This window comes from Nonomuraea sp. NPDC050556 (assembly GCF_044457355.1).
Taxonomy (GTDB): domain Bacteria; phylum Actinomycetota; class Actinomycetes; order Streptosporangiales; family Streptosporangiaceae; genus Nonomuraea.
Map to the genome: position 1 here is coordinate 1,713,009 of NZ_JBITGU010000001.1, position 25,501 is coordinate 1,738,509.

The window sequence follows — 25,501 nt, forward strand, 5'->3', positions numbered from 1 at the left end:
TGACAGGAACGGGATGTGGCATGGGTCACACAGCGGTGGCCGTGATGGCCGCGTTCAGCAGGGCGACGAGGGCGGCGTCCCGGTCGGCCGGTGGCAGGTGCCGGGCCTGCCGTACGGCGGAGCGGATCGCGTGGTGCGCCGGGCCGCGCGTGTACCAGTAGGCGATCAGCCGTGACCGCCGCACCAGAGGCGCGAGGCGGCGGGCCAGCGCCTGGTGCCGCCCCCGGCCCACGCAGGCGAGCACGACCCGCGCCGAGTCCTCGACGCCGCCACCGGTGATCAGCGCGGGCGCGAGCGACGCGAGGCTCTGCCGTACGGGGTCGGAGACCTCGTCGTTGACCATGCGGGCCACGGTCGCCACCACCGGCTGGGTGCAGCGCGGGTGGTCGCTGAAGCGCTCCCCTGCCAGGACCGACACCAGCTCCATCAGGCAGGCGCCGTCGGTGGAGGTCAGGTGGGTTCCCGCCGACAGGTCAGGCATGTTGCACGGTCGGCTGGGTCTCGGCGTACTGGACGGCGGTGCCGAAGGCCATGTCGAGCAGCGAGCGCCGCCTGCCGTCCACGAGGGTGGTGATCATCCCTGCCAGCCACAGCGGCGCCAGGGCCAGCCCGACCAGGGCGCGCAGAAACGCGCGGAGGAAGCCGAGGCGGGCGCCGTCGGCTCTGACGACCGTCACGCCCATGAGCATGTCCCCGGCCGTCTGCCCGGTCAGCCACCAGGCGAGGGTGAAGTACGCCGTCGGCAGGGCGCTGACCAGGACGCCGGTGGCGGGCCGTACCCAGGAGGGGGTGCCGCCGAGCATGAGGTTCGAGCCTTCGATGAGCACGATGTAGAGCGCCGCCGTGCCCACCAGCAGGACCAGCACGTCGATGAGGAGCGCCACCGCCCGGGAGACGAGTCCGGCGTAGGCGTCAGGTCTCATCGACGACCGGCTCGCCGCGCCTCAGGAGCCGCTGGAATCCGGCCTCCACGCGGGCGTCGGCATCGCTGGCGACGCCGGAGACCGTGCGACGGGTGTCGGTGACCGCGCCGAGCGCCTGCTTGAACACCAGATCGCGGATCTTGTCGTTGTTGGCCAGGTCCTCCACGATCGGCGGGATGACGGTGGTTCTCGCCCAGGCGATCGCTTTGTCGGACTCCACCTTGAGGAACTCGGCTGCCTCGCCGCCCGCCGTGTCGGCCACCGTACGCCCCTGGGTGGCGAAGCCGTCGAGGCGGGAGGACACCGTGGACAGGGCTCCGCGCACGGGCTCCGCGAGCCAGGACAGGGGGCGGGAGGATGCCAGCGCCCTGCCGGTGCCGACCGGGTCGGCGACGGCCTTCTTGCCCCGGTCCAGCGAGTCGCGTACGGCGTGAGCCGTACGATCCGCCATGCCCAGCATGATCGCGGTGGTCTCGCCCACCTTGCCCGGCTGGGAGGTGAGCGCCTCGCGGACCTGCCGCTCCAGCAGGACCACCATGCCCAGGCACACCCTCGACATCGCGCCCAGGGTGCTCTTGTCTTGCGTCGTCATCTCCGGAGCATTCCCGCTGACCGCCCCGTCCTAGGCAAAGGGCCGACCAAGACTCAGACGCCGAGCAGCAGGCTCAGCCCCCAGCCGACCACGCTGACGATCAGGGAGAACAGCCCCAGGGTCACCAGGACTTTCAGCAGGGACCATCGCGACCGTGGATCGCTGCCCCGCGGCTTCCGTCATGCGTGCACGTTTCCCGTGATGCGCACCAGAGAAGGGCGGGCCTACCGATTCTTTGCCGGTGCCGGTGCTCGCCATTCACCCGGAATGGGGAAATTCCCGGCAACGAGCACCAGGAGGGGACAACTCATGGACGATTACCCGCTACTCAATCTGTTCTGGACCATGATGTGGTTCTTCATCTGGGTCATGTGGCTGTTCCTCCTCGTCCGGATCGTCATGGACATCTTCTCCAGCGACGACCTGAGCGGCTGGGGCAAGGCGGGCTGGACCATCCTGGTGATCGTCCTGCCCTACCTCGGCGTCCTGATCTACCTGATCGCCAGGGGCGGTTCCATGAACCAGCGCCAGGCCAGCCGCGCCCAGCAGCAGGAACAGGCCCTCCAGGACTACATCCGCAAAACCGCCGGTGGATCCTCGGAACCCAGCGTCGCCGAGCAGCTGGAGAAGTTCGCCGACCTCAAGCAGCGCGGCGCGATCTCCGACGACGAGTACGAGAAGGCCAAGGCCAAAGTCCTCGCCTGATCGCCCTTCAAAGACCGGGAGACACCCTGTGACTGTTCTGCCCTCGTTCGACGACCGTACCGACTTCACCAACGCCGACAGGGGCTTCATCGCCACCGCCTCGGACACGAAGATCACCGACCCCGCCGGGAGGGTGGTCTGGGACCTGGAGTGGTACGCCTTCCTCGACGGCGAGTGCCCGGACACGGCCAACGCGAGCCTGTGGCGGCAGTCCCAGCTGTGCGCCAAGCACGGCCTGTACGAGGTGGCCGAGGGCATCTACCAGGTGCGCGGGTTCGACCTGTCCAACATCACCTTCATCGAGGGCGACACCGGCGTCATCATCGTCGACCCGCTCCTGTCGGCCGAGCCCGCCGCCGCGGCGCTCAGGCTCTACCGCGAGCACCGCGGCGACCGCCCGGTCAAAGCCGTCATCTACACCCACTCCCACGCCGACCACTTCGGCGGCGTGCGCGGCGTCGTGCCCGACGGCGCGGACATCCCGATCATCGCCCCGTCCGGGTTCCTGGAGCACGCCGTAGCCGAGAACGTCTACGCGGGCACCGCCATGAACCGCCGCGCGGTCTACATGTACGGCGCGGAGCTGGCCAAGGGTCCGGCGGCCCAGATCGGCGCCGGGCTCGGCCAGACCACCTCCACCGGCACGATCTCCCTCATCGAGCCGAACCTGCACATCACCCAGACCGGGCAGGAGGAGACGATCGACGGCGTCCGCTTCGTCTTCCAGCTCACCCCCGGCACCGAGGCCCCGGCGGAGATGAACTTCTCCCTGCCCGACCGGCGCGCCCTGTGCATGGCCGAGAACGCCACCCACAACCTGCACAACCTCCTCACCCTGCGCGGCGCCCTGGTCCGCGACCCGCGCGTGTGGGCCCGCTACCTGACCGAGGCCATCGAGCTGTTCGCGGGCGGCTCGGACGTGCTGTTCGCCTCCCATCACTGGCCGACCTGGGGTACGGCGGAGCTGACGGCGTTCCTGGGCCAGCAGCGCGACCTGTACGCCTACCTGCACGACCAGACCCTGCGCATGCTCAACCAGGGATACAACGGCACCGAGATCGCCGAGATGATCCAGCTCCCGCCCGCGCTGGAGCAGTCCTGGCACGCGCGCGGCTACTACGGCTCCGTCTCGCACAACGTCAAGGCCATCTACCAGCGCTACATGGGCTGGTTCGACGGCAACCCCGCCCACCTGTGGGAACTGCCGCCGGAGGAGTCGGCACGCAAGCACGTGGAGTACATGGGCGGCGCTGCGGCGATCCTGCCCAAGGCCCGTCAGGCGCTGGCGGACGGCGAGCTGCGCTGGGCCGCCCAGGTACTCAACTACGTGATCTTCGACGACCCGGACAACAGCGCGGCCCGCGAGCTGCTCGCCGAGGTCTACGACAAGCTGGGCCACGGCGCCGAGAACGGCCCGTGGCGCAACTTCTACCTCCAGGGCGCGGCCGAGCTGCGCGGCAACAAGGCCGACCCCAGCCTGGACAGCGCCAGCCCGGACGTCGCCCGCGCCCTCAGCGTCGAGCAGATCTTCGACTCCCTGGCCATCCGCATCGACGGCCCCCGCGCCTGGGACGCCCGCCTGACCTTCGACTTCACCTTCACCGACCTTCAGGAGACGGTACGGCTCAGCCTGGCCAACGGCGTGCTCGTCCAGACCCACAACCACGACGGCACACCCGCCGACCTCGCGCTGACGCTGACCAAGCCGCAACTGCTCGGCATGGTCGCCGCCCAGAGCATGGACGGCGTGCGAACCGAGGGCGACCCGCAGGCCATCGCCACGTTGCTGGGTCTGCTGGACACCCCCGACCGCAACTTCAACATCGTCACTCCGTAGCACCGGCTTAGGAACGAAGCAGATAATCCGTAAAGGAACGACTTGGTAAGCTGTGGGCATGACTGCCATGGCGCCCGCCCGCACAGAACCGGACCTGTCGTTCCTGCTGGACCATGCCGGCCACGTCCTGAGAACCCAGATGGCCGCCGCGCTCGCCGAGATCGGGCTGACCGCGCGCATGCACTGCGTGCTCGTCCACGCCCTGGAGGAGGAGCGCACCCAGATCCAGCTCGCCGAGCTCGGCGACATGGACAAGACCACGATGGTGGTCACCGTGGACGCCCTGGAGAAGGCGGGCCTGGCCGAGCGCCGCCCGTCCAGCACGGACCGGCGGGCCCGGATCATCGCGGTCACCGAGAAGGGCGCCGAGGTGGCCAGGAGAAGCCAGGAGATCGTCGACGGCGTGCACTCCGCGACCCTGGGCGCGCTGCCGGACGACGAGCGCGAGGTGCTCCTGCGGGCGATGAATCGCCTGGTCACAGGACATCTGGCAACCCCGGCCGAGGCGCCGCAGACCGCCAGGCGGGCACGACAGAAAGCGTAAATAGGTCCGCAACGGATCGTCTACAACAAAACTATCTGCTACGGTTTCTCCTGTACCTCTGATGGAGCAGGAGAACCCCCATGCTTGACACCGCACCTCGCTCGCGCTGGCTGGCACTCATCGTGCTGTCGGCCGCGATGCTGATGACGATCCTGGACGGCAGCATCGTGACCGTGGCCATGCCCGCCATCCAACGGGACCTGGGCTTCTCGCCCGCAGGGCTCAGCTGGACCGTCAACGCCTACCTGATCGCCTTCGGCGGGCTGCTCCTGCTGGCTGGACGGCTGGGCGACCTCATCGGCCGCAAGGTCATGTTCCTCGCCGGGAACGCGGTCTTCACCGCCGCGTCGTTGCTGGCCGCGGTGGCGACCGGGCCGGGCATGCTGATCGTGGCCCGGTTCCTGCAGGGTGTCGGCAGCGCCATGGCGTCCGCCGTCATGCTGGGCATCCTGGTGACGTTGTTCACCGGGGCCGGTGAGCGCGCCAAGGCGATCGGCGTCTTCAGCTTCACCGGCGCCGCCGGAGCCTCGATCGGCCAGGTCCTGGGCGGTGTCCTGACCGATCTGCTCAGCTGGCACTGGATCTTCATGATCAACCTGCCCATCGGGCTGGCCACGATCGCCCTGGCCGTCCGGGTGCTGCCCGCCGACCGCGGCGCCGGGCTCGCCGGCGGGGCCGACGTCGTCGGTGCCCTGCTGGTCACCAGCGGGTTGATGCTGGGCATCTACACCGTGGTCAAGGTCGAGCAGTACGGCTGGCTGGGCGCCCACACCCTCGGCCTCGGCGCGGTGTCGCTCGTCCTGCTGGCCGCGTTCGTCCTGCGCCAGGCCACCGCCAAGGCGCCGCTGATGCCGCTGCGGATCTTCCGCTCACGCAACGTGTCCGGCGCCAACCTGGTGCAGATCCTCACCCTGTCGGCCATGTTCGCCTTCCAGATCCTCGTCGCGCTCTACATGCAGAAGGTCCTCGGCTACGGCGCGCTCCAGACCGGCCTGGCGATGCTGCCTGCGGCGCTGGCCATCGGCGGGGTGTCCCTGTTCGTCTCGGCCAGGCTCAACACCCGGTTCGGTGAGCGTGCCGTCCTGCTGGCAGGGCTGGTCCTGCTGCTGGGCGCGATGGGCTGGCTGGCGCGCATCCCCGTGCGGGCCGACTACGTCACGGACCTGCTCCCGGTGATGCTGCTCATCGCGGGCGGCGGCCTGGTCCTGCCCGCGCTGACCGCGCTCGGCATGTCCGGCGCCAGGGCGGACGACGCGGGCCTGGCCTCGGGGCTGTTCAACACCACGCAGCAGGTCGGCATGGCGTTCGGCGTCGCCGTACTCTCCACCCTGGCCGCCACCCGCACCGACGGGTTGCTGGCCGCGGGCCAGGACAGGGCGGCCGCGCTGACCGGCGGGTACCACGTGGCCTTCGCCGTCGCCGCCGCCCTGCTCGTGGCCGCCTTCGCCGCCGCGCTCCTCCTCCTGCGCCAGCCCAGGCCCGTCGCCACCGCCGCACAGCTCAGCACAGCCGCCTGACCCACCCCAGACAGGAAACGATTCCCATGACTTCAGGTCCCGCTCCCCGCATCCTCACCGACGACGAACTCTCCCGCCTGCTCGCCGGCCAGCAGTTCGGCGTGCTGGCCACCGTCAAGCGCAGTGGCCACCCCCACCAGTCCACCGTCCTGTACAACTGGGACCCCGCTGAACGGATCATCCGCGTCTCCACGACGGAAGACCGGCTCAAGGTGCGCCACGTGCGCAACGACCCCCGCCTGTCCCTGCACGTGACCGGCCCGAACGTCTGGTCGTTCGCCGTCGCCGAGGGCGACGCGGAGGTGTCGGAGACGACCACGGAACCGGGGGACGCGACCGGCAGGGAACTCCTGGCCCTCACCCCGGGCTTCGACGACCCGGCGGAGGAGGCCGCCTTCCTCCAGGAACTGGTGGACGAACGCCGTGTGGTGATCAGGCTGCACGTCTCCCGCCTGTACGGCACAGCCCTGGACATCCCCGCTACGGAGCCGTCCTGACCAGGTCCAGGGTCTGGCGGGCGATCTCCCCTTCCTCGTCGGTCGGGATGACCAGCACGGCGACCTCGGCGCCCGGCCGGGAGACGGCGCGCTCCTCCTCGGACGGCTGATCGTTCAGCGCGGCGTCGACGGTGATGCCCAGCCTTTCCAGCCCGGACAGAGCCGCCGCGCGCACGCCGGCGTCGTGCTCGCCCACTCCCGCGGTGAACACGATGGCGTCCACCCGCCCGAGCAGCGCGTAGTAGGCGCCGACGTACTTGCGGATGCGGCGGCAGTAGACCTGCCTGGCGAGCACGGCGTCGGGGTCGCCGCCGTCGGCGCGCCGCCGTACCTCCCGCATGTCGGCCTCGCCCGCCAGGGCGAGCAGGCCACTGGCGTGGTTCAGCGCGTGGTCCAGATCGAAGCCGAGGTGGTGCGGCAGTCCCGGGTCGACGTCACCTGACCGGGTGCCCATCACCAGGCCCTCGAGCGGGGTCAGCCCCATGGAGGTGTCGACGCTGCGGCCCGCCTCGACGGCGGTGGCGCTGGCGCCGTTGCCCAGGTGCAGCACGATCAGGTTGGGGTACGGCTCGCCCAGCAGCTCGGTGGCGCGGCGGGTCACGTAGGCGCAGGAGGTGCCGTGGAAACCGAACCGGCGCACTCCCCACTCCCGGGGCACGGCGTAGGTGTAGGCCTCGGGAGGGAGGGTGTGGTGGAAGGCGGTGTCGAAGACGGCGACCTGCGGCACTCCGGGGAAGGCGTGCTGGGCGGCGCGGATGCCGTCCAGGTTGACCGGGTTGTGCAGCGGGGCCAGCGGGCTGAGCTCGTCGATGGCGGCCATCACCTCGTCGTCGATGAGGACGGGGTCGCGGAAGCGGGTGCCGCCGTGGACCACCCGATGGCCGACCGCTTCCGGGGTGAGGCCGCCCAGGGCCTCGAGAACGGATTTCAGGGCGGCCGTGTGATCACCGACCCGTTCCGCCAGGCCTTCGCGCAGGCGCTCGCCCGAGCCCACGTCGATCAGTTCGTACTTGATGGTGGACGAGCCGGTGTTCAGGACGAGGACGGCCATGCCCAGTCCCTGATCTCGGCGGGGTCCTCGCCGTGTTCGCGGGTGTGGGCGCGGGCCTGGAGCCTGGCGTCGGCCATCTGCTGGCGCAGGTGCGCCGCCCTGACGCCGAGGCCGGGCACCCGGTCGATGACGTCCATGACCAGGTGGTAGCGGTCGATGTCGTTGAGCATCGCCATGTCGAAGGGCGTGGTCGTGGTGCCCTCCTCCTTGTAGCCGCGGACGTGGATGTTGTCGTGCCCGTGACGCCGGTAGGTGAGGCGGTGGATCAGCCACGGGTAGCCGTGGAAGTTGAAGATGATCGGCCTGTCGGCGGTGAAGACGGCGTCGAACTCGGCGTCGGGCATGCCGTGCGGGTGCTCCGACGGCGGCTGGAGCCGCATGAGGTCGACCACGTTCACCACCCGCACCTTGAGCGAGGGCAGGTGCTCGCGCAGCAGGGCGGTCGCGGCCAGGATCTCCAGGGTGGGCACGTCTCCGGCGCAGGCGAGCACGACGTCGGGTTCGCCGCCGGAGTCGTTGGAGGCCCACTCGACGATGCCCAGGCCGCGGCTGCAGTGGGCGATCGCCTCCTCGGGGGTGAACAGGTCGAGGACGGGTTGTTTCCCGGCGACGATCACGTTGACGTAGTCGCGGGAGCGCAGGCAGTGGTCGGCGACCGAGAGCAGGGTGTTGGCGTCCGGCGGCAGATACACCCGCACGACGGACGCCTTCTTGTTCACCACGACGTCGAGGAAGCCGGGGTCCTGGTGGCTGAATCCGTTGTGGTCCTGCCTCCACACGTGCGAGGACAGCAGGTAGTTGAGCGAGGCGACGGGTCGCCGCCAGGGAATGTCTCTCGAGGATTCAAGCCATTTGGCGTGCTGGTTGAACATGGCGTCGATGATGTGGATGAAGGCTTCGTAGCAGTTGAACAGGCCATGCCTGCCGGTCAGCAGGTAGCCCTCCAGCCAACCCTGGCACAGGTGCTCCGACAGCACCTCCATGACCCGGCCGCCGGGCGCCAGGTGCTCGTCGGTCGTCAGGATCTCGGCGTTCCACGCGCGGTCGGTGACGTCGAAGACCGCTGACAGCCGGTTGGAGGCGGTCTCGTCGGGACCCATCAGGCGGAAGTTCCGCGGGTTGGCGACGATCACGTCGCGCAGGAAGCCGCCCAGCACCCTGGTCGGCTCGGTCGACACCGCGGCCGGCGCCTTCACCTCGACCGCGTAGTCGCGGAAGTCCGGCAGGCGCAGCGGTCGCAGCAGCGTCCCGCCGTTGGCGTGCGGGCTGGCGCTCATCCTGAGCTCGGGGGCGGGTACGGTCCCCAGCACCTCGGCCACCGGCCTGCCATCCGTGTCGAACAGCTCGCCGGGCCGGTAGGAGCGCATCCACTCCTCCAGCATCGCCAGGTGCTCCGGGTTCTCGCGCACCTGGGACAGCGGCACCTGGTGGGCGCGCCAGGTGCCCTCCACCGGCAGCCCGTCCACCACGGCCGGCCCGGTCCAGCCCTTCGGCGTCCGCAAGATGATCATCGGGGGTGGGCCGCCGTCGTTCATCTCGTCGAAGACGAGGTCGAGGGTGGCGGCCATCTCCTCGTGCGAGGGGCCGACCAGGTGAGGACGGTGACCGTACCCCTGCATGAGCTTGAACAGCTCGTCCGTGGGGATCCTGGCCAGCACCGTCGGATTGGCGATCTTGTAGCCGTTGAGGTGCAGGATGGGCAGGACCTTCCCGTCGCGGGACGGGTCGAGGAACTTGCCGGAGTGCCAGCTGGCGGCCAGCGGCCCTGTCTCGGCTTCACCGTCGCCGATGACGCAGGCCACGACCAGGCCGGGGTTGTCGAAGGCGGCGCCGTAGGCGTGGGCCAGCGAGTAGCCGAGCTCGCCTCCCTCGTGGATGGAGCCGGGCGTCTCCGGCGCGACGTGGCTGGGGATGCCGCCGGGGTAGGAGAACTGGCGGAACAACCGGCGCATCCCCGGCTCATCCTGCGAAATTTCGGGATACGTCTGCGAGTAGGAGCCCTCAAGCCAGGCGTGCGCGACCGCGGCGGGGCCGCCGTGACCGGGCCCGGCGACGTAGATCATGTCCTGGGAACGCTCGCGGATGATCCGGTTGAGGTGCGCGAAGCAGAAATTCAACCCTGGAGTCGTTCCCCAATGGCCGAGCAGCCGCGGCTTGATGTGCTCCGGCCGCAGCGGCTCGGTCAGCAGCGGGTTGTCCTGGAGGTAGATCTGGCCGACGGACAGGTAATTGGCGGCACGCCAGTAGGCGTCAATGGCCTTCATGAAGGTCACGCTGCCCCACAAGACGCCGCATATGTAGAGCCATTAGTCCCTACCGTACGAGCCGGAAGCCGATTAACGTGCGAATCATGATTCGCGTGTTCCTCCTGGACGACCACGAGGTGGTACGGCGCGGCGTCGCGGCGCTCCTGGACTCGGAAGATGACATCGAGGTCATCGGCGAGGCCGGCACCGCCGAGTCGGCGATCGCCCGCATCCCGGCGCTCAAGCCCGACGTCGCCGTCCTGGACGTGCGGCTGCCCGACGGCAGCGGCGTGGACGTCTGCCGCGAGGTCCGCTCCCGCCTTCCAGGCCTGCAGTGCCTGATGCTCACCTCCTACGCCGACGACGACGCCCTGTTCGACGCGGTCATGGCCGGGGCGTCCGGGTACGTGCTCAAGCAGATCCACGGCTCCGACCTGGTCGGCGCGGTGCGCACGGTCGCGTCCGGACAGTCCCTGCTGGACCCGCAGACCACCGCCGCCATGCTGCACCGGCTGCGCGACCAGGCGAACCACAAGGATCCCCTGGAGACCCTGTCGGACCAGGAGCGCAACATCCTGGAGCTGATCGGCGAGGGCCTCACCAACCGGCAGATCGGCGAGCGGCTCTACCTGGCGGAGAAGACCGTGAAGAACTATGTGTCCAACCTGCTGGCCAAGCTCAACATGCAGCGCCGTACCCAGGCAGCGGCCATGGCCGCCCGGCTCAAGGCAGATCGCCACGAATGAGAGGACTTTCGCCTCTAATCACGACGGGAGCGCGGCCGGAATCCTGGAGGGCATGAAACTCGACGCATCCGGCCTGCAGGTGCTCTCTCCCGGGGAGTGCCTTCACCTGCTGGGCTCAGCGGTGGTCGGGCGGATCGTCTTCACCGACCGCGCCCTGCCCGCCGTCCAGCCCGTCAACTTCCACCTGTACGGCGAGAGCATCGTCATCCGCACCTCCATCGGCGCCAAGCTGGCGGCCGCGACCCACGACGCCATCGTCGCGTTCGAGGCCGACGAGATCGACCCGGCCACCCGCACCGGATGGTCGGTGACCGCCGTGGGCCACGCGCGAGCCGTACGCGATCCACAGGAGATCGACCAGCTGTCCGCACTCCCCCTCCAGGCATGGGCGCCGGGCAGCCGCGACCACTACATCATGGTGCGGATCGAGCAGCTTTCCGGCCGCCGGATCACACAGGCACGCTCCGACTGAGCGTCGTTCCACCTTCAGCGGGCGACTCCAGTTTCGGCGCGCCGCCGAGCCTTGGCGGAACGCCACCATCCCCCTCATGACCCACAGACTGACGAGAAGGCCGTCACCGGCCCCTGACGTGACACAGCCAGCGAGGGAAACCGCCGGTGGCTGCCTCTGCGGAATCACCCTCCGCGCCTGGGCCGGAAGGTCCTGAGAGACAGCCCTCAATCCACGGGTGAAACCGTTGGCGCGGCCGGGGCGTCGTACGCCGCGACCGACCAAGCCCCGGGACGCTCGCCGAGTTCGGCGGCCAGCCGGTCGGCTGTCTTCGGATCGGAAAGGTCGTGTCTCCACTCGCACGCGTCCTTGGCCGGGCAGGCATCCGGAGGGAAGACCCAGACGGTGATCTGGTGATCGTGGCCGAGCCAGCCCGGCTCGTACGCCTTGTCCGCGAGCATGCTGAGCCCGCCGTCCGGGCCACATGTGCCGCTGGCGCCGCTCGTTCCCTCATGGGTGAAGAAAATCGAGCCCGGCTCCTGGCAGAAGATCACGATCTTGATGTTTTCGCTTGTGGGACGGAAGCGGAGGCGCTCCTTTGCCGCCGACCGCGGCACCGTCGTTGCCGACAGACGGGTCAGCCCCTTGTAGGCGCGTGGTGGCTCTTCGAAGGTGGGCGGGGCCAGCGGCGCGGGTTCGGGAATGCCGGTCAGGTTCGACACCAGCATCACCACTGCCATGACGACCGCAGCGGTGACGACGGCGGCGCCTGCCGTCCAGCCCCACTGCCGGCGCGGGCGGGGCTGACGCACCGCGGCCTGGCGGGCGATCAGCCGCGCACGGGCTCTGGCCACGGTCTCGGCTGAAGGCGGCGGTTCATCCGGGATCGCCTGGGCGAGCAGCGTGATCTCATCCATCGTGCGCCTCCTTCAGCGGGTTGACGTCGCCCAATGCCTTGCGAAGCTGCTTGCGTGCCCGGTTGAGCCGGGACGCGACGGTGCCATAGGGGATTTTCAGGGCAGCTGCGACTTCCCGGTGGGTCAGCTCGCCCAGCGCCACCAGCAGCACCACGTCCCGATCGCCGCTGTTCAGACCGGCGAGCGCCCCCGCGAGCCTGCCCGTGAGGCTTCCAGCCGTGACCCGCGTGAGCGTCGCGTCCTCGTGGCTTTGCGCCTCGCGTTCCGATGTCCGGCTGAGCGCTCTCCACCTGCGGATCTCGCTACGGCGGTGTCGCGAGATGAGCTTGGTGGCGATGCCGTACAGCCAAGGTCTGACCTCACCGCGCGAGGATTCATATCCCCCGCGGGCAGCGATGAGAAAGACCTCGCCCGCCAGGTCGTCGGCGTCGTCTCTGGAAAGCCGCCGAGCGATGTAGCGGTGGATCTCGGCGAAGTGCGCGTCGAAGATCAGATCAAGATCCAGTCCCGGATGGGTGGAAACGTTCATGCGAGCGGCCCCGTTGGCATTCGTGATTGGGTCACGCACTGCTCTCCGTCCATTCGACAAGGCGGTCACCCCTGATTGCCCGATGTGCCGGAAAGCTTTCACCATCCCCGCGAGCCATGCCGAACGGCATCGACGGGCTGACCACCACCGACGGACGGGGAGGGCACGGCTGCGTCTGGTCGTGGCCAAGGCGCCTATCCACGCCCCCGATCTGGTCATCCAGCAGGTCGCCGCCGTCCTCGTCCACGGCCGCCTGCCGAGCTCCACCCGGAGGAAGGGAAGCCTTTTCCTGCGCACCGTCGCGCCCGAGGCCGCCCCAGACTTCCGGCCGCACTCGTGCCAACCCAGTACCGCGCGATCATGGACGTTCTGCGCTCCAAACCTCGCCTTCAGATCATGGCCGGTTGATCACCAAGTGGGGCCAAAGGTGTCCCTGTGACAGTGGAGGCTGGTCATTGTCACCGAAGGTTGATGACCACTAGTTTCGTGCCACCGAAGGTTGAGTGAGGCGTCGTCAGTTGTCCGTTCTCACTGGTCTTTCAGTGTGTCTGCCGAGGCGATCATGGCCATGCCCGTCGCACGCACACGCCGAGTTCAGGTGTTTACGGGAGCGTGGACGCGATTTGTGCTGGACACCGACAGAGGTGGCCCTGTGCCGGGAACGTCCCGGCGCGGGAGGAAGTACATGGAGGCAGTGATGAGCGTCGACGACTCCAAGCAGGAGCGCACTGTCCGGGCTGGCGAGCAGGGGACGCGGGTGAGCGGTCCCAGGGTGTTGGTGGCGGGGGCGAGCATCGCGGGCCCCGCGCTGGCCCACTGGCTGCGCCGGCGGGGTGCCGAGGTGACTGTGGTGGAGCGGGCTCCTGGGCTGCGTCCCGGCGGGCAGGCAGTGGACGCGCGCGGGGTCGCCAAGGAGGTCATCACGCGCATGGGGCTGGACGCGGTGGTGCGCGCGGCGTGCACCGACACCGCCGGCGCGCACACCGTGGACGCGGACGGGAAGGTCCTGGAGACCTTCCGTGCCGACGACGACGGTGGCGACGGATTCATTGCGGACATCGAGATCCTGCGCGGGGACCTGGCCCAGGTGCTCTACGACGACACCCGCGACGGCGTCGAGTACGTCTTCGGCGACCGGATCGCGGAGCTCGCGCAGGACGCGGACGGGGTCAACGTGGTCTTCGCGAGCGGTGACCGGCGGCGCTTCGACCTGGTCATCGGGGCCGACGGGTTGCACTCGGAGTTGCGAGCGATGGTCTTCGGGCCGCATGAGCGGTTCCTGCGCCACCTCGGGCACGTGCTGGCCTTCTACAGCGTGCCCAACGAGTTCGGGCTGGACCGCTGGCTGCTGGAGTACCAGGATCAGGAGTCCGGGCGCTCCGCCCTCCTGCGGCCCATCCAGGACGCCACCCGGGCGATGGCCATGTTCTATCTCGCCTCGGCCGACTTCGACGTCGACTACCGCGACGTCGCGGCCCAGAAGGCCCTGTTGCGTGAGCGGATGGCGGGCCTGGGCTGGTTGACCCCGGAGATTCTCGCGCACCTGGACGACACCCCGGACTTCTATCTCGACCAGGTTGCCCAGGTGGTGATGGACCGTTGGTCGAGTGGACGGGTGGGGCTGCTCGGAGACGCGGCGTTCAGCTCCTCGCCGATGTCGGGGCAGGGCACCGGGCTGGCGCTGGTCGGCGCCTACCTGCTGGCTGGAGAGCTGGCCGCCGCCGGATGGGACCCCGAGGCCGGGTTCGCCGGCTATGAGGCGCGGATGCGCTCGTTCGTCGAGGCCAACCAGGAGATCGGCCGGTTGAACGCCCGCAGCCGCGACATCCCCGGACCGAACGCCGAGCCGGCCCCCGACTTCACCGGCGAATGGTTCACCGAGCTGATCGGGCGCGCGATCAACGGCCCCGAGCTGCCCGACTACGTGGGGGTGCCAGACACCGCAGCCCCGGCTGGATCGGCGATCACCTCCTCGGCCAAGCCGTAGGTGTCACACAACGTGTCCGCGGGGACCACGCTTGGGTAGGACACCGCGTAGGAGCGCCCGTTCGGGGCCACGCCGCGCTCGGATGAGGCGGTGTTGACCAGGAAACCGGCTGATCCTGCTCGATGCGGATCCCGAGGTGACCGGCACAGCCTGGCACCCGTTCTGGCTGCACTGGCACTGAGGCGTGCGCCAGCCTCGGCACGCCCACGACTACTTCGTCCGGCTGGCGGACGGCCGCCGATCAGATCGACGACGCGGCGGCACAGGTGTTCGAGGCCACGGTTCCACAGAGATCTGGGCACGCCTCATGGACGAACACGACGCGAGGAACTCGCCAACGGACAGTTCCTCGGCGTGGTCGTCAATGACGGTTTGGAGCTCACGCGCAGCAAGGGGGCGCCGCTTCAGTTGCCCCGCCGCCACCGCTTTAGGGTTCTGCGGTACGCCGATGGCAGCATCGACGTGTTTCGCGAGGACGCCACCACCACCCAGGAGGAAGAGAACATGAGCACGGACGACTGGGAGGGCGGGCCTGACGCGGCGCGCTCGGTAGGGGCGCGCCCGGAGCGTCTCGAGGCCCGCGTGCAGCTGGTCTTCGGCGCACGGGCGGAGGTGGTGACCGCGTACCACCCGAGCGGCGACCCGCTGCGCGTCCCGGCTGCCGAGCTCGCCGAGCAGCTCGGCGTAGGTGTGGGGGAGCTGGCGGGCGTGCGGTTCACCGCGGAGATCGTGGATGATGCGGTGAGGGCGGCGCGGCTGATTCGCTGATTTAAGGCCTACCGGCCGCGCATCAACATGTGCACCGTTCCGCCCGTCCGGTTAATGTCTCGTCGTCGGGCTAGACGCCTTTAGTCTGATACCTGACGCGCTCGGGTTTGGGATACAGCGATGGGCACGTGAGCCTCGATTGGCTCCCTACGCCTGCCCACGGACCCTCCTGATCCACGCCCGAACACTGAACAACGACGCGATGCCAGCCGTATCCGCTCAGGCAAAGAGAGTAACCGCCGACGACCTTTCCACTGTTGGTAATGAGTCCCACTGTGCAGTTGTAGGGCGGTGGAGGGCCGGCGTACGCGGGTGCGGGCGCCAGCACCAGGGCTGAGCCTGCGATGGACGCTGCCACCAGCGAGAGTAGCGTTTTTCTCATGAGCGAAAGGTAATCAGGCAGCCTATACAGGCTCTATATCGCGCCATATAGCAGGCGATGACAAAGAGCAGGCTGACCACAACGGGGACAAAAGTCCTCGGGCCTTCAGGACCACCGCCCCGACCCGGTGAGCCTGCCCCGCAAGACCTTGAAGAGGTGGACGAAGAGGTCACCACCGTATTCGACCTCGCCAAGGACCACATCGCTGATGTCCGCCGCGAGGCGGCCCAGCATGCCGCCGCCCATGGACTGCCAGGTCTCCGTCGGCGTGGCCGCCGGGTTGGGTGACGGGCCCGTTCTGGGTGTGACAGCGGGGCTGGCGTTCGGGCTCACCTGCCAGGGCAGCGCGCTGAACGCTCTCGACTTCACCCAGATCCCGGTCGTCCGGCGGATCACCGCCACGATCGGCCACCACGGGCACAGGCTTCTCCTCATGCTGCTGGGACCGCCGACCTTCGTCGTCCTTGCTCTGTCGACGACCGTCGGTTTCAAGGCGGCGCTCACGAGCGGGCTTGTGCTCGCACTGGTCATGTGGATGGTGATCGTGACGAACGACCGGATGCCCTCCGCGAACGCACTCCTGCCTTTCACCGCCGCGCTCACGCCACTGACCTCATGGAAGGTCAATCGGTCCCTGCTCGGGCTCCGGCTCGTCAACGGGCTGCTGGTGGGGGCTGTCATCGCGCTGACCGGCGAATACGTCACCGCCTACCTCGGCCCGTCGCTGACGGAACTCTGGCGTGACCTTGGCTGGGGACTGCTGACCGGAGCCGCGTTCGGCGCGGTGCAGCAGATTCGCCTGCCTGGCTGCTGCCCACCGCCCTGTCGGGTCGCCTGCCACTGCGGCTCATGCGGTTCCTGGGTGACATGCACCGCCCCAGTTCCGCCACACCGTCCTCCGCGATCACCTCACCACCACAACCGAGACCGCCGCACCCCTGCCAGAACTCGGCGACCCATCTGAGGCGATCTCCGTCAGCCGTGGTCCCTTGTCGCGCGAGCTTCGGACCAGGTCATGAGCTCCCAACTGGCCCTGGGTGAGGGTTCGCGCTCGCCAGGACCCGGGTCACAGCGGCACGCTCCAAATGAGTACGGTTCCGCCGTCGGAAGGCGAGTCCAGTTCGAGAGAGCCGCCGAGCTGCACGGCCCGTTCCTCGAGGTTGAGCAGGCCGCTGCGCCGCCCGTCCTTGGACAGCCCGACCCCGTTGTCCCGCACGACGAGCACGAGCCTGCCGTCTCCCGCCTCCACCGACACGTCGGCCTTGCTGGCCCTGGCGTGCCGTACCAGGTTGGACAGCGCCTCGCGCAGCACGGCGAGCAGGTGCTCGGCGGTCGGCGGGGAGACCTGGTTGTCGATCTGGCCCTCCATCCGCAGGCCGGGCATGTAGCCGAGGTGCCCGCGGGCGCCCTCGACCAGGTCCACGATCTGGGCGCGCAGGCTGGGCGCGCCGGGCTCGCGCGGGCCCTGCAGCGCGAAGATGGTCGAGCGGATCTGCCTGATCGTGCCGTCGAGCTCGTCGACGGCGTACTGCAGCCGCCCCGACGCCTCCGGCCGCTCCACCAGGCGGACCGCGCTCATCAGCGTCATGGCGACCGCGAACAACCGCTGGATGACCACGTCGTGCAGGTCCTTGGCGATGCGGTCGCGGTCTTCTAGCAGGCCCAGCCGTTCGGCGTCCCTGCGCGCCTCGGCCAGCTCCAGCGCCACGGCCGCCTGGCCGGAGAACGCCTCGATCGTGCGCAGATCCGCGGGGGCGAACGGGATCTTCCCCGCCCGCTTGGCCAGGGCAAGGACTCCTCGTACGGCCTGCGCCGCCCCGAGAGGGACCACCAGACCCGGCTCGAAGCCCTCCTGGTAGAAGTCGCTCGCCGTCTGCGGTTCACCGGTGGAGAAGACCTCGCCGACCACCGTTCCCGCCAGCGGGAAGCTCGTACCGAGGAGCTCCTCCACCCCGCTGCCCTCGGCGATCCTGACGGTCAGGGCATCGCCCTCGGGATCGGGGAGGAACACCAGGACCATGTCGGCGCCGCTCATCTTCAGTGCGCTGCGCGCCATCATGTGCAGCACGTCCTGCGGGTCCGCGCCGGACAGCAGGCTGGTGGTGATCTCCGAGGAGGCCTGCAGCCAGCTCTCGCGCCGCCGGGTCTCCTCGTACAGCCGGGCGTTCTCCACCGCCACACCGGCGGCGGTGGCCAGGGCGATGACGATGGCCTCGTCCTCCTGGTCGAACTCGCCGCCGCCGCGCTTCTCGGTCAGGTACAGGTTGCCGAACACCTCGTCGCGTACGCGTACCGGGACGCCGAGGAAGGAGCCCATCGGCGGATGGCCGGGCGGGAAACCGTACGACTCGGGATGGTCGGAGATGCGGGTCAGCCGCAGCGGCCGCGCGTCCTTGATGAGCAGCCCGAGCAGGCCCAGCCCGTGCGGCCAGTGCTCGATCGCCGCGATCTCCTCCTCGCTCAGCCCGACCGGGATGAACTGCAGAAGGGTGTTCTCCTGCCCCACCACGCCCAGCGCCCCGTAGCTGGCGTCCACCAGGTTCGTGGCGGTCTCGACGATCCGGCGCAGGACGACTTCCAGATCCAGATCACTGCCGACGGACACGACCGCGTCGAGCAGCGCGTGCACGCGGTCGCGGGTGGCCAGCACCGCGTTGAGGCGCACCTGCAGCTCGGACAGCAGCTCGTCCAGGCGCATCTGTGGCAGGAGCGGTCGTGGCTGGCTTTCCTCCATGGGGGAAGTTTCACATGGCACGGCGAAACGCCCAACCCCGGAAGGGCTGAGCGTTTCGCCACGGCCGCCACTACTTGAGGAAGGGGTTGCGCTGGACGATCGGCAGGTTGCCCAGACCGAGCGTGTTCCCCGCTCCGGCCATGGCCAGGCCGATCAGCACGATGGCGTAGATGATGTGGTCGTCCATGAACGGGTTGTTGGCCAGGGGCAGCTCGGCCGCCCACATGAGGACGAGCAGCAGGCTGCCGGTGGCGGCGGCGATGCGGGTGCCGATGCCGAGGACCAGGGCGGTGCCGATGCCGGCCAGGCCGAGCATGAACAGCCAGTCCACCCAGGGCTGCCCCGCCAGCGTCGCGAAGTTGCTGCCCTTGAGGAACCCGGTCGTCGGGCTGCCGCCGTTGATCCACGCCTTGGCGGCGGGGGTGGCGAAGCCCCAGCCGAAGGTCTTGTCGAGGAAAGCCCACAGGAAGATCCAGCCGATGCTGATCCTGGCGACGGCCCAGACGTAGTCGACGGGCCTGGCGAGCTGGATGTTCACGTGGGGCTGCGCGTGCGTGGTGGTCATGATGTCCTCCTTGTCGGTGTCTCCAGCACACCGTTTTCCGGGCCTGGAGGGCAGTGCCGTACGGCTCGCTGATTCGGGACCTTCGACCCCTCATTCCAGGACGTCGGACAGGGGGCGCCGTACCCCCTGGGTCTCGTCGAACGTGAACCCCAGCCGCATGATCATCTGCGGGTGCCTGCCCGAGCACAGCTCGGTGCACAGGAACTCCCGCAACGCGGGCAGCTCCAGAGCCTGGGTGTGGAAGGCTGCGCTGACCCCGTAGGCGGAGGCGTGCAGCAGGACCCGCTGCAACGCCTGACCGGCGGCGATCCAGTGCTCGCGGTCGTCGCCCACGGTGGACAGCAGCGCCAACCGGCCCGTGGCGACCGACATGGCCTGGTCGGCGTCGTTGCCCCAGGGCCGTCCCTGAGCGTAGTCGCGCTGGTCGAAGGCGGTGTTCACCGTCTTCGGGTAAGCCTCGGCCGGTACGCCGTCCTTGCGCGGGCTCTCCGGCGGGCGCGCCCAGCGGAGCAGCTCCAGCGTGAACGCCTGGCCTTGCGACTGGATGGCGCTGGCCACGCTCGTGAGCCCGGCCAGCACCTTGACGGCTGCCGGTGCCATCACGGGGGTGAGCGTGGCGCCCTCGAGCGTGGCCTGCTGGACCAGCGCGTCGAGCAGCTTGTCCGGCACCGGGAGGGTGGTGAACCCGGCCCGGTGGGTGCGCCGCCGCTCGATCTCGGCGTTCAGCAGCTTGGTGTGCTCGTCCGGCTCCGCCTCCGCCCCCAGCCGGACGATCGCGATCAGCGACGGCCGGTCGGGGTCGGGCAGGACCCGGACCACGGGCTCGAAGCCCCGGCAGCGCAGCGCCGTCCGCAGGTTGAACAGGGCCGCGCCGCAGCTGATGAGCAGCTCCCTGCCGCTGGGGTCGCCGGTGCGCAGCTTCCTGTCGCTGTCGGCGCGCACGGAGATCTCGTCATCGGTGACGGCGAACGACCAGGGCTGGGAGTTGTGCACCGACGGCGCCCACACCGCCGCTTCCAGCGCCACCGTGAGCGCGTGCTTCCTGTCTCGTGTCGTGTGCGTTCTCATGGCTTCAGCGCACCACGCGCCCGCCGGGACGTTCAGGGCCGAAGGTCCCGATCACCTGGGACGATGGCCACCGGGCAGGCCGCGTCACGCAACACGGCAGCGGCGCCTCGCGAAAGGCGAACGTGTGGGACGCCACGTGTCCGCGCGTGCCGCGTGACCCCAGATCCCAGCCGAGGACCTTGGCGGCCGAACAGTGACTTTCGGCCTGGTGCCGTGGGCCGTCCGGCACTGCCTCGCGAGCTCCTGTCGCGCGAGTGTCAGGGGCAGGAGGTGCGCCATGTTCACCAGGCTTCTCGTGGCGGCCGGCCAGACGCCGTCCGTGCACAACACCCAGCCGTGGCGGTTCGAAGTGGTTCGCGGCGAGTTCGTGGCGCCGCGCTGTTCAACCTCATTCCGGACCGCAGGACGAGCAGGGAACCGTACACCGGCCGCCGCGTCGAGGCCGGCGTCTGGGCCGAGCTCAGGACCGCCGCGTCCCGCGAGGGCGCCACGCTGGTCACGCTCGACGACAGGCACACCGCCGATCTCCTGGACTACGCGGCGATCGCGGAGGAGGAGCTGGCCCACGACGGCGACTACCTGGCCGAGCTGGCCGCATGGACCACGAGCGACGGTGTTCCGGCCCATGTGCAGGGACCGCGGTCCAAAGGTGACCGCGACCAGGCACCGCCTGTCGGCCTCCTTCCTCAACCAGCCGCTCGACCTGCGCGACATGCGCCACCGCACCACCGGCGCGGGCACCCACAGATGATCAGCAGGTTCGGCTACGGGCCGTACGTGCCGCGTGCGCCCCGCCGTCCCGTCACCGAACTGGAGCTCACCCATGCCTGACGGCTACGACGTGCTGCTGCGCGACGGCGGCATAGCGCACGTGCGCCCCCTGGTCTCCCAGGACCTCGGGGAGTTGCACGCGCTGGTGAACCGCTCGTCGGAGCGCTCCGCCTACCTGCGGTTCTTCACCGGGGGCACGGCCACCGCGCACGCCTACATGGAACGCCTCACCAGCTCCGCCTACAGGGGCCACGCGCTGGTCGCCACGGTCCACGACCGGCTGGTGGCCGTCGCGGAGTACATCCCCGCCGGGGACGGCAGCGCCGACCTGGCGATCCTGCTCGACGACGCGGTGCACGGACACGGGCTGGGCACGCTGCTGCTCGAACACCTCGCGCTGGACGCCGCCGAGCAGGGGGTGGACACGCTGGTGGCCGACGTGCTCGCGGAGAACCGGCCGATGCTGGGGGTGCTGCGCGACCTGGGACTGCAGGCCGAGCAGCACTACGACAACGGCACGGTCGGCGTCCGCATCGTGGTGCGGCCGACCCCACGGCTGCTGGCCAGCATCGAGGCCCGCGACCACCAGGCAGAACGCGCCTCGCTGGCCCGCGTCCTCGCGCCCTCGTCCGTCGCGGTGATCGGCGCGGGCCGGGATCCGTCCGGCGTGGGCCACCGCGTGGTGCGCAACCTCATCGATGGCTGCTTCCCCGGGCCGATCTACCCCATCAATCCCCGCGCCACCCGGATCGCCGGGCTGGCCTGCTCTCCCGACCTGCGTGCCGTACCCGGTCCTGTGGATCTGGCGGTGGTGGCCGTCCCGGCCAAGCACGTGCTGGACGTGGCGCGCGACTGCGCCGAAGCCGGGGTGGGCGGGCTGGTGGTGTTGTCGGCCGGGTTCGCCGAGAGCGGCGGGCGCGACGCCGAGGCAGACCTGGTCAAGATCTGCCGCACCGCGGGCATGCGCCTGGTCGGGCCGAACTGCCTGGGCATCGCCAACACCGCACACGGACTCAACGCCACTTTCCTGCAGCAGCAGCCCAGGCGGGGACGCATCGCGCTGCTGTCGCAGTCGGGCGCCGTGGGCGCCGCCCTGCTGGACCGGCTGGACGTGTCGTCGTTCGTCTCGGTCGGCAACAAGGCCGACGTGAGCGGCAACGACCTGCTCGAGTACTGGGAGGACGACCAGGCCACCGACGTGATCGCGCTCTACCTGGAGTCGTTCGGAAACCCGCGCAAGTTCGCCCGTATCGCGCGCCGCGTCGGGGGGCGCAAGCCCATCCTGCTGGTCAAGAGCGGCAGGTCCGACTCCGGCGGGCGCGCCGTTCAGTCCCACACGGCCGCGGCGGCCACCCCGGACGTCGCCGTCGACGCGCTGGTGCGCGCCTCGGGCGTGATCAGGCTGGACAGCGTCCAGGAGCTCCTGGACGTCGCCAAGCTGCTCGCCGCACAGCCCCTCCCCCGGGGCCGCAGGGTCGCGATCGTCGGCAACTCCGGCGGGCCGGAGGCCATGACGGCCGACGCCTGCGAGGCGCACGGCCTCACCGTGCCCAAGCTCACCGGCCTGCACCTGGATGGCAGGGTGCCGGCGGCGTCCGCGCTGGGCAACCCCGTCGACCTGACCGCGGACGCCGACGCCGGCCAGATCGCCACCGCTGTCAGAGCCCTGGACAAGCAGGACGTCGACACGATCCTCATCATCTACACCCCGCCCTTCGGCTCGGGCCTGGACCGGACCCGGGCGGCGATCGCCGAGGCCACGCGCGCCACCACCAAGACCGTGCTGGCCTGCGTCGTCGGCCACGACGACCTCATCGACGGCCGCATCCCCAGCTACGCCTTCCCCGAGCAGGCCGTCGCCGCCCTGGCCCGCGCCGCCCGCTACGCCGAATGGCGCGCCCATCCGGAGGAGCCACCGGCCGTCCACACCCCGGTGGAGGCCGCTCGCGCGCTGGTCCGCACCGAACTCGCCGCTCACCCGGACGGCCTGTGGCTGTCCCCTGCCGCGGTCACCCGGCTGCTGCGCTGCTACGGCATCAGCACGGTCGAGTCCATCGGCGTCGACGGCCCGGAAACGGCCGCCGAGGCCGCGGCGCTGGCCGGGCTGCCCGCCGTACTGAAGGCCACTGGCCTGGTGCACAAGAGCGACGCCGGCGGCGTCCGGCTCAACCTGGCCACCCAGGAGCAGGTACGGCAGGCCTACCGCGACATGGCCGCCGCCATCCCCGAGATGAGCGGCGCCATCGTGCAACACATGCTGCCCGGCGGCGTCGAGATCATCGTGGGCGGGGTCACCTACCCGGCGTTCGGGCCGCTGGTCATGGTCGGCATGGGCGGCGTCGCCGCCGACCTGCTGGCCGACCGCGCCTTCCGGGTACCGCCGCTGACGACGGCGCAGGCGCTCGACCTGATCAACGAGCTGCGTTGCGCCCCCCTGCTGTACGGCTACCGCGGCAGCACACCTGTCGACGCCGAAGCCCTGGCCGAATACGTCGTGCGGGTCGGCCGCCTCATGGAGGACCTGCCGGAGATAGCCGAACTCGACCTCAACCCCGTCATCGTCACAGAACACAGCGCCGTCACCGTCGACGCCCGCATCAGACTCCGCCCCTGCGAACCACCGGTGTCGCCCCTGCGCCGCCGGATGCGCTGACCCTCAGAAAGGAAGCCGCCATGTCCACCCGCATCACAGTGAAAGACGTCATGACCACCCAGGTCGCGTCCGTCAACGGCAGCACGCCGTTCAAGGACGTTGCCGAGGTCCTCATCGCCTACGGCGTCAGCGCGGTACCGGTGGTCGACGCCGAGGGCTACGTCATCGGCGTGGTCTCCGAGGCCGACCTGCTGCGCAAGGAGGAGTTCAGGGAGCAGTTCTACCGCGAGGGCTACAAGCCGCCGCTGCGCGCACGGCTGCGCCACCCCGACGCTGCCAGGAAGGCGTCCGGTGACACGGCCGCCGACCTCATGACCCGCCCCGCGGTCACCGTCGACGCCGGCGAGCCGGTCGTCAGGGCCGCGCGCATCATGGACGAGAGGGACGTCAAGCGCCTGATCGTCGTCGACGGCAACGGCCGCCTGGAGGGCGTCGTCAGCAGGCACGACCTGCTCAAGGTGTTCGTCCGCTCCGACGCCGAGATCCTCGAAAGCGCCATGTGGGTGGAGAACCCCAGGGTGCACGTTCGCGTCGACGACGGGATCGTCACGCTCACCGGCCGGATGGACCGGCGCAGCGAGGCCGAGATCGCCGCCCGCCTCATCCAGCGCGTCAACGGCGTCGTCGACGTCGTCAACAAACTGGACTGGGACGAGGACGACGAGCCCGGATGGGGCGGGCGATGACGATGATGGTCAGGGACGTGATGACCAGCCCGGCGATCACGGTGCTGTCCACCTGCACCGTCCGCCAGGCGATCCGCCTGCTCTACGACAACGAGATCACCGCCGCGCCCGTCGTCGACGCCGACGGGCGCCTGGCGGGCGTCGTCAGCGAGCTCGACCTGCTGCGCGGCGAGTTCGAACCCGACCCGCGAGCCAGCCTCATGCCCGTGCTCGCCCACCACGAGCCGCCGCCGCGCACCGTCGCCGACGTGATGACCCGAGAGGTGATCACCGTCACCGAGACGACGGACGCCACCACGGCCATCGACCTGATGGTCGCCAAACGCATCAAGAGCCTGCCCGTACGGCGGGCCGACCGGGTCGTCGGCATCCTCAGCCGCCGCGACCTGATGGCCATGCTCGCCCGCCCCGACGAGGAACTGCGCGAGGCGATCATGGTCGCGCTGCACGAGCAGTACCCGTTCGGCCCCAGCTGGCAGGTCAGCGTGCGCGACGGGATCGCCACGCTGAGCGGCAAATCCAACCCCTACGCCGACGGCATCGCGGATGTGATCGCCAGAACGGTGCCCGGCGTCGTCCGGGTCAAGCACAGGAGGCAGCCATGAGAATGACCGTCAAGGACGTGATGACCACCGACGTGGTGGCAGTCAACGCGAGCGCCGAGTTCCACGTCGTCGCCGAGATCCTCATCGACAAGCGGGTCAGCGGCGTGCCCGTGCTGGACGACGACGACCACGTGCTCGGCGTCGTCTCCGAGGCCGACCTGCTGGCCAAGGAGGAGTTCAAGCAGCGCTACTACGGCGACTTCTACCACCCGCCGCTGCGCGCCAGGCTCCGCCACCACGCCACCGCCCGCAGAGCGGAAGGCGAGACGGCCGGTCAGCTCATGACCGCGCCCGCGGTCGTGACCACCCCGCACGACTCCGTGGTGGCGGCTGCCCGCCTCATGGACGGGCGCGGCGTCAAGCGGCTGCCGGTCGTCGACCCCGAGGGCAGGCTGGTCGGCATCGTGAGCCGTCGCGACCTGATCAAGGTCTTCGTCCGCGGCGACGAGGACATCAGGCGGCGCGTCGTCGACGGCCTGCCGCTGCACGCCGTTCCGGTGATCGACATCTCCGTGCGGAACGGCGTCGTCACCCTGACGGGACAGACCGCCAAGCACAGCGAGGCCAACATCGCCGCCAGGCACGCCGAGAGCGTCGACGGGGTCGTTGCGGTGCACGACGAGCTGAGCTGGAAGGAAGACGACCTGCTGCGGCGGGGCTTGAGGTTCTCATCGCCATGATCGCGCAGTGCCCGCCTTGGTGAGCAACTACTCGAGCATTGCGTTGC

The 25,501-nt window shown here is 69.7% G+C and carries 26 protein-coding genes; 15 read left to right on the top strand and 11 right to left on the bottom strand.

Annotated features, from left to right (window positions below):
- Positions 1 to 25: 25 nt before the first annotated feature.
- From ACIBG8_RS08685 to ACIBG8_RS08695, 3 genes are read right to left on the bottom strand one after another with little or no spacing between them, the layout of a single operon-like run.
- Positions 26 to 481 (bottom strand): hypothetical protein, encoded by a 456-nt coding sequence (locus ACIBG8_RS08685; RefSeq protein ID WP_397341995.1) that lies wholly within the window; start codon positions 479 to 481, stop codon positions 26 to 28.
- Complete coding sequence (locus ACIBG8_RS08690) at positions 474 to 923, bottom strand: RDD family protein (protein ID WP_397341996.1); 450 nt, start codon at positions 921 to 923, stop codon at positions 474 to 476. The genes ACIBG8_RS08685 and ACIBG8_RS08690 overlap by 8 nt, the downstream gene beginning before the upstream one ends.
- Positions 913 to 1,515: a hypothetical protein gene (locus ACIBG8_RS08695; protein WP_397341997.1), complete on the bottom strand. Its 603-nt coding sequence runs from the start codon at positions 1,513 to 1,515 to the stop codon at positions 913 to 915. Before ACIBG8_RS08695 ends, ACIBG8_RS08690 begins: the two co-directional genes overlap by 11 nt.
- Positions 1,516 to 1,824: 309 nt before the next feature.
- Here ACIBG8_RS08695 and ACIBG8_RS08700 point away from each other — a divergent pair, with 309 nt between their 5' ends.
- The 5 genes from ACIBG8_RS08700 to ACIBG8_RS08720 all read left to right on the top strand — a co-directional run bounded on the left by ACIBG8_RS08700 (position 1,825) and on the right by ACIBG8_RS08720 (position 6,615).
- Positions 1,825 to 2,220: an SHOCT domain-containing protein gene (locus ACIBG8_RS08700; protein ID WP_397341998.1), complete on the top strand. Its 396-nt coding sequence runs from the start codon at positions 1,825 to 1,827 to the stop codon at positions 2,218 to 2,220.
- A gap of 28 nt (positions 2,221 to 2,248) precedes the next feature.
- Complete coding sequence (locus ACIBG8_RS08705; protein ID WP_397341999.1) at positions 2,249 to 4,057, top strand: alkyl/aryl-sulfatase; 1,809 nt, start codon at positions 2,249 to 2,251, stop codon at positions 4,055 to 4,057.
- A gap of 58 nt (positions 4,058 to 4,115) precedes the next feature.
- The gene (locus ACIBG8_RS08710; protein WP_397342000.1) at positions 4,116 to 4,601 is read left to right on the top strand and encodes a MarR family winged helix-turn-helix transcriptional regulator; all 486 of its coding nucleotides are present in this window, start codon (positions 4,116 to 4,118) and stop codon (positions 4,599 to 4,601) included.
- An 80-nt stretch (positions 4,602 to 4,681) separates the two neighbouring features.
- A complete protein-coding gene (locus tag ACIBG8_RS08715; RefSeq protein WP_397342001.1) occupies positions 4,682 to 6,118 on the top strand; it encodes an MFS transporter in 1,437 nt (478 codons plus the stop codon).
- Between the two features lie 26 nt (positions 6,119 to 6,144).
- Positions 6,145 to 6,615 (top strand): PPOX class F420-dependent oxidoreductase, encoded by a 471-nt coding sequence (locus tag ACIBG8_RS08720; RefSeq protein ID WP_397342002.1) that lies wholly within the window; start codon positions 6,145 to 6,147, stop codon positions 6,613 to 6,615.
- Here the strand turns inward: ACIBG8_RS08720 and ACIBG8_RS08725 are convergent.
- On the bottom strand, positions 6,599 to 7,666 hold the full coding sequence (locus ACIBG8_RS08725) for an acetate/propionate family kinase (RefSeq protein WP_397342003.1): 1,068 nt from the start codon (positions 7,664 to 7,666) through the stop codon (positions 6,599 to 6,601). The genes ACIBG8_RS08720 and ACIBG8_RS08725 overlap by 17 nt on opposite strands.
- The gene (locus ACIBG8_RS08730) at positions 7,648 to 9,930 is read right to left on the bottom strand and encodes a phosphoketolase (RefSeq protein WP_397342004.1); all 2,283 of its coding nucleotides are present in this window, start codon (positions 9,928 to 9,930) and stop codon (positions 7,648 to 7,650) included. Before ACIBG8_RS08730 ends, ACIBG8_RS08725 begins: the two co-directional genes overlap by 19 nt.
- An 86-nt stretch (positions 9,931 to 10,016) precedes the next feature.
- Here ACIBG8_RS08730 and ACIBG8_RS08735 point away from each other — a divergent pair, with 86 nt between their 5' ends.
- Positions 10,017 to 10,658 carry a response regulator gene (locus ACIBG8_RS08735; protein ID WP_397342005.1) on the top strand — a complete coding sequence of 214 codons (642 nt, stop codon included), beginning with the start codon at positions 10,017 to 10,019 and terminating at the stop codon, positions 10,656 to 10,658.
- Positions 10,659 to 10,710: 52 nt separating this feature from the next.
- Positions 10,711 to 11,130 (top strand): pyridoxamine 5'-phosphate oxidase family protein, encoded by a 420-nt coding sequence (locus ACIBG8_RS08740; RefSeq protein ID WP_397342006.1) that lies wholly within the window; start codon positions 10,711 to 10,713, stop codon positions 11,128 to 11,130.
- Positions 11,131 to 11,336: 206 nt separating this feature from the next.
- Here the strand turns inward: ACIBG8_RS08740 and ACIBG8_RS08745 are convergent, their stop codons facing one another.
- On the bottom strand, positions 11,337 to 12,026 hold the full coding sequence (locus ACIBG8_RS08745) for a hypothetical protein (RefSeq protein WP_397342007.1): 690 nt from the start codon (positions 12,024 to 12,026) through the stop codon (positions 11,337 to 11,339).
- Positions 12,019 to 12,555 (bottom strand): RNA polymerase sigma factor, encoded by a 537-nt coding sequence (locus ACIBG8_RS08750; protein ID WP_397342008.1) that lies wholly within the window; start codon positions 12,553 to 12,555, stop codon positions 12,019 to 12,021. Before ACIBG8_RS08750 ends, ACIBG8_RS08745 begins: the two co-directional genes overlap by 8 nt.
- Before the next feature lie 697 nt (positions 12,556 to 13,252).
- On the opposite strand from ACIBG8_RS08750, the gene ACIBG8_RS08755 reads away from it, so the two are divergent.
- Together ACIBG8_RS08755 and ACIBG8_RS08760 are read left to right on the top strand one after the other, a co-directional pair.
- Positions 13,253 to 14,542: an FAD-dependent monooxygenase gene (locus ACIBG8_RS08755; protein WP_397342009.1), complete on the top strand. Its 1,290-nt coding sequence runs from the start codon at positions 13,253 to 13,255 to the stop codon at positions 14,540 to 14,542.
- 354 nt (positions 14,543 to 14,896) lie between these two features.
- Positions 14,897 to 15,310 carry a hypothetical protein gene (locus tag ACIBG8_RS08760; protein WP_397342010.1) on the top strand — a complete coding sequence of 138 codons (414 nt, stop codon included), beginning with the start codon at positions 14,897 to 14,899 and terminating at the stop codon, positions 15,308 to 15,310.
- A 487-nt stretch (positions 15,311 to 15,797) separates the two neighbouring features.
- Here ACIBG8_RS08760 and ACIBG8_RS08765 read toward each other — a convergent pair whose 3' ends face one another.
- Positions 15,798 to 16,127 carry a hypothetical protein gene (locus ACIBG8_RS08765; RefSeq protein WP_397342011.1) on the bottom strand — a complete coding sequence of 110 codons (330 nt, stop codon included), beginning with the start codon at positions 16,125 to 16,127 and terminating at the stop codon, positions 15,798 to 15,800.
- Between ACIBG8_RS08765 and ACIBG8_RS08770 the strand changes: the two genes are divergently transcribed.
- Entirely contained in the window at positions 16,126 to 16,656 is a 531-nt protein-coding gene (locus ACIBG8_RS08770) for a hypothetical protein (RefSeq protein WP_397342012.1), read from the top strand. The genes ACIBG8_RS08765 and ACIBG8_RS08770 overlap by 2 nt on opposite strands.
- 102 nt (positions 16,657 to 16,758) lie before the next feature.
- Here ACIBG8_RS08770 and ACIBG8_RS08775 read toward each other — a convergent pair whose 3' ends face one another.
- From ACIBG8_RS08775 to ACIBG8_RS08785, 3 genes are all read right to left on the bottom strand, one after another.
- Positions 16,759 to 18,426, bottom strand: a complete 1,668-nt coding sequence (locus ACIBG8_RS08775; protein ID WP_397342013.1) for a GAF domain-containing protein — start codon at positions 18,424 to 18,426, stop codon at positions 16,759 to 16,761.
- 70 nt (positions 18,427 to 18,496) lie between these two features.
- The gene (locus ACIBG8_RS08780; protein ID WP_397342014.1) at positions 18,497 to 18,991 is read right to left on the bottom strand and encodes a hypothetical protein; all 495 of its coding nucleotides are present in this window, start codon (positions 18,989 to 18,991) and stop codon (positions 18,497 to 18,499) included.
- Between the two features lie 90 nt (positions 18,992 to 19,081).
- The gene (locus ACIBG8_RS08785; protein ID WP_397342015.1) at positions 19,082 to 20,059 is read right to left on the bottom strand and encodes an Acg family FMN-binding oxidoreductase; all 978 of its coding nucleotides are present in this window, start codon (positions 20,057 to 20,059) and stop codon (positions 19,082 to 19,084) included.
- Between the two features lie 336 nt (positions 20,060 to 20,395).
- Between ACIBG8_RS08785 and ACIBG8_RS08790 the strand changes: the two genes are divergently transcribed.
- From ACIBG8_RS08790 to ACIBG8_RS08810, 5 genes are read left to right on the top strand one after another with little or no spacing between them, the layout of a single operon-like run.
- Entirely contained in the window at positions 20,396 to 20,890 is a 495-nt protein-coding gene (locus ACIBG8_RS08790; RefSeq protein ID WP_397342016.1) for a hypothetical protein, read from the top strand.
- Positions 20,883 to 23,483: a GNAT family N-acetyltransferase gene (locus ACIBG8_RS08795; RefSeq protein WP_397342018.1), complete on the top strand. Its 2,601-nt coding sequence runs from the start codon at positions 20,883 to 20,885 to the stop codon at positions 23,481 to 23,483. The genes ACIBG8_RS08790 and ACIBG8_RS08795 overlap by 8 nt, the downstream gene beginning before the upstream one ends.
- A 20-nt stretch (positions 23,484 to 23,503) precedes the next feature.
- On the top strand, positions 23,504 to 24,169 hold the full coding sequence (locus ACIBG8_RS08800; RefSeq protein WP_397342019.1) for a CBS domain-containing protein: 666 nt from the start codon (positions 23,504 to 23,506) through the stop codon (positions 24,167 to 24,169).
- Positions 24,166 to 24,774: a CBS domain-containing protein gene (locus ACIBG8_RS08805; protein WP_397342020.1), complete on the top strand. Its 609-nt coding sequence runs from the start codon at positions 24,166 to 24,168 to the stop codon at positions 24,772 to 24,774. The genes ACIBG8_RS08800 and ACIBG8_RS08805 overlap by 4 nt, the downstream gene beginning before the upstream one ends.
- Entirely contained in the window at positions 24,771 to 25,454 is a 684-nt protein-coding gene (locus ACIBG8_RS08810) for a CBS domain-containing protein (protein WP_397342021.1), read from the top strand. Before ACIBG8_RS08805 ends, ACIBG8_RS08810 begins: the two co-directional genes overlap by 4 nt.
- Positions 25,455 to 25,501 lie beyond the last annotated feature (47 nt).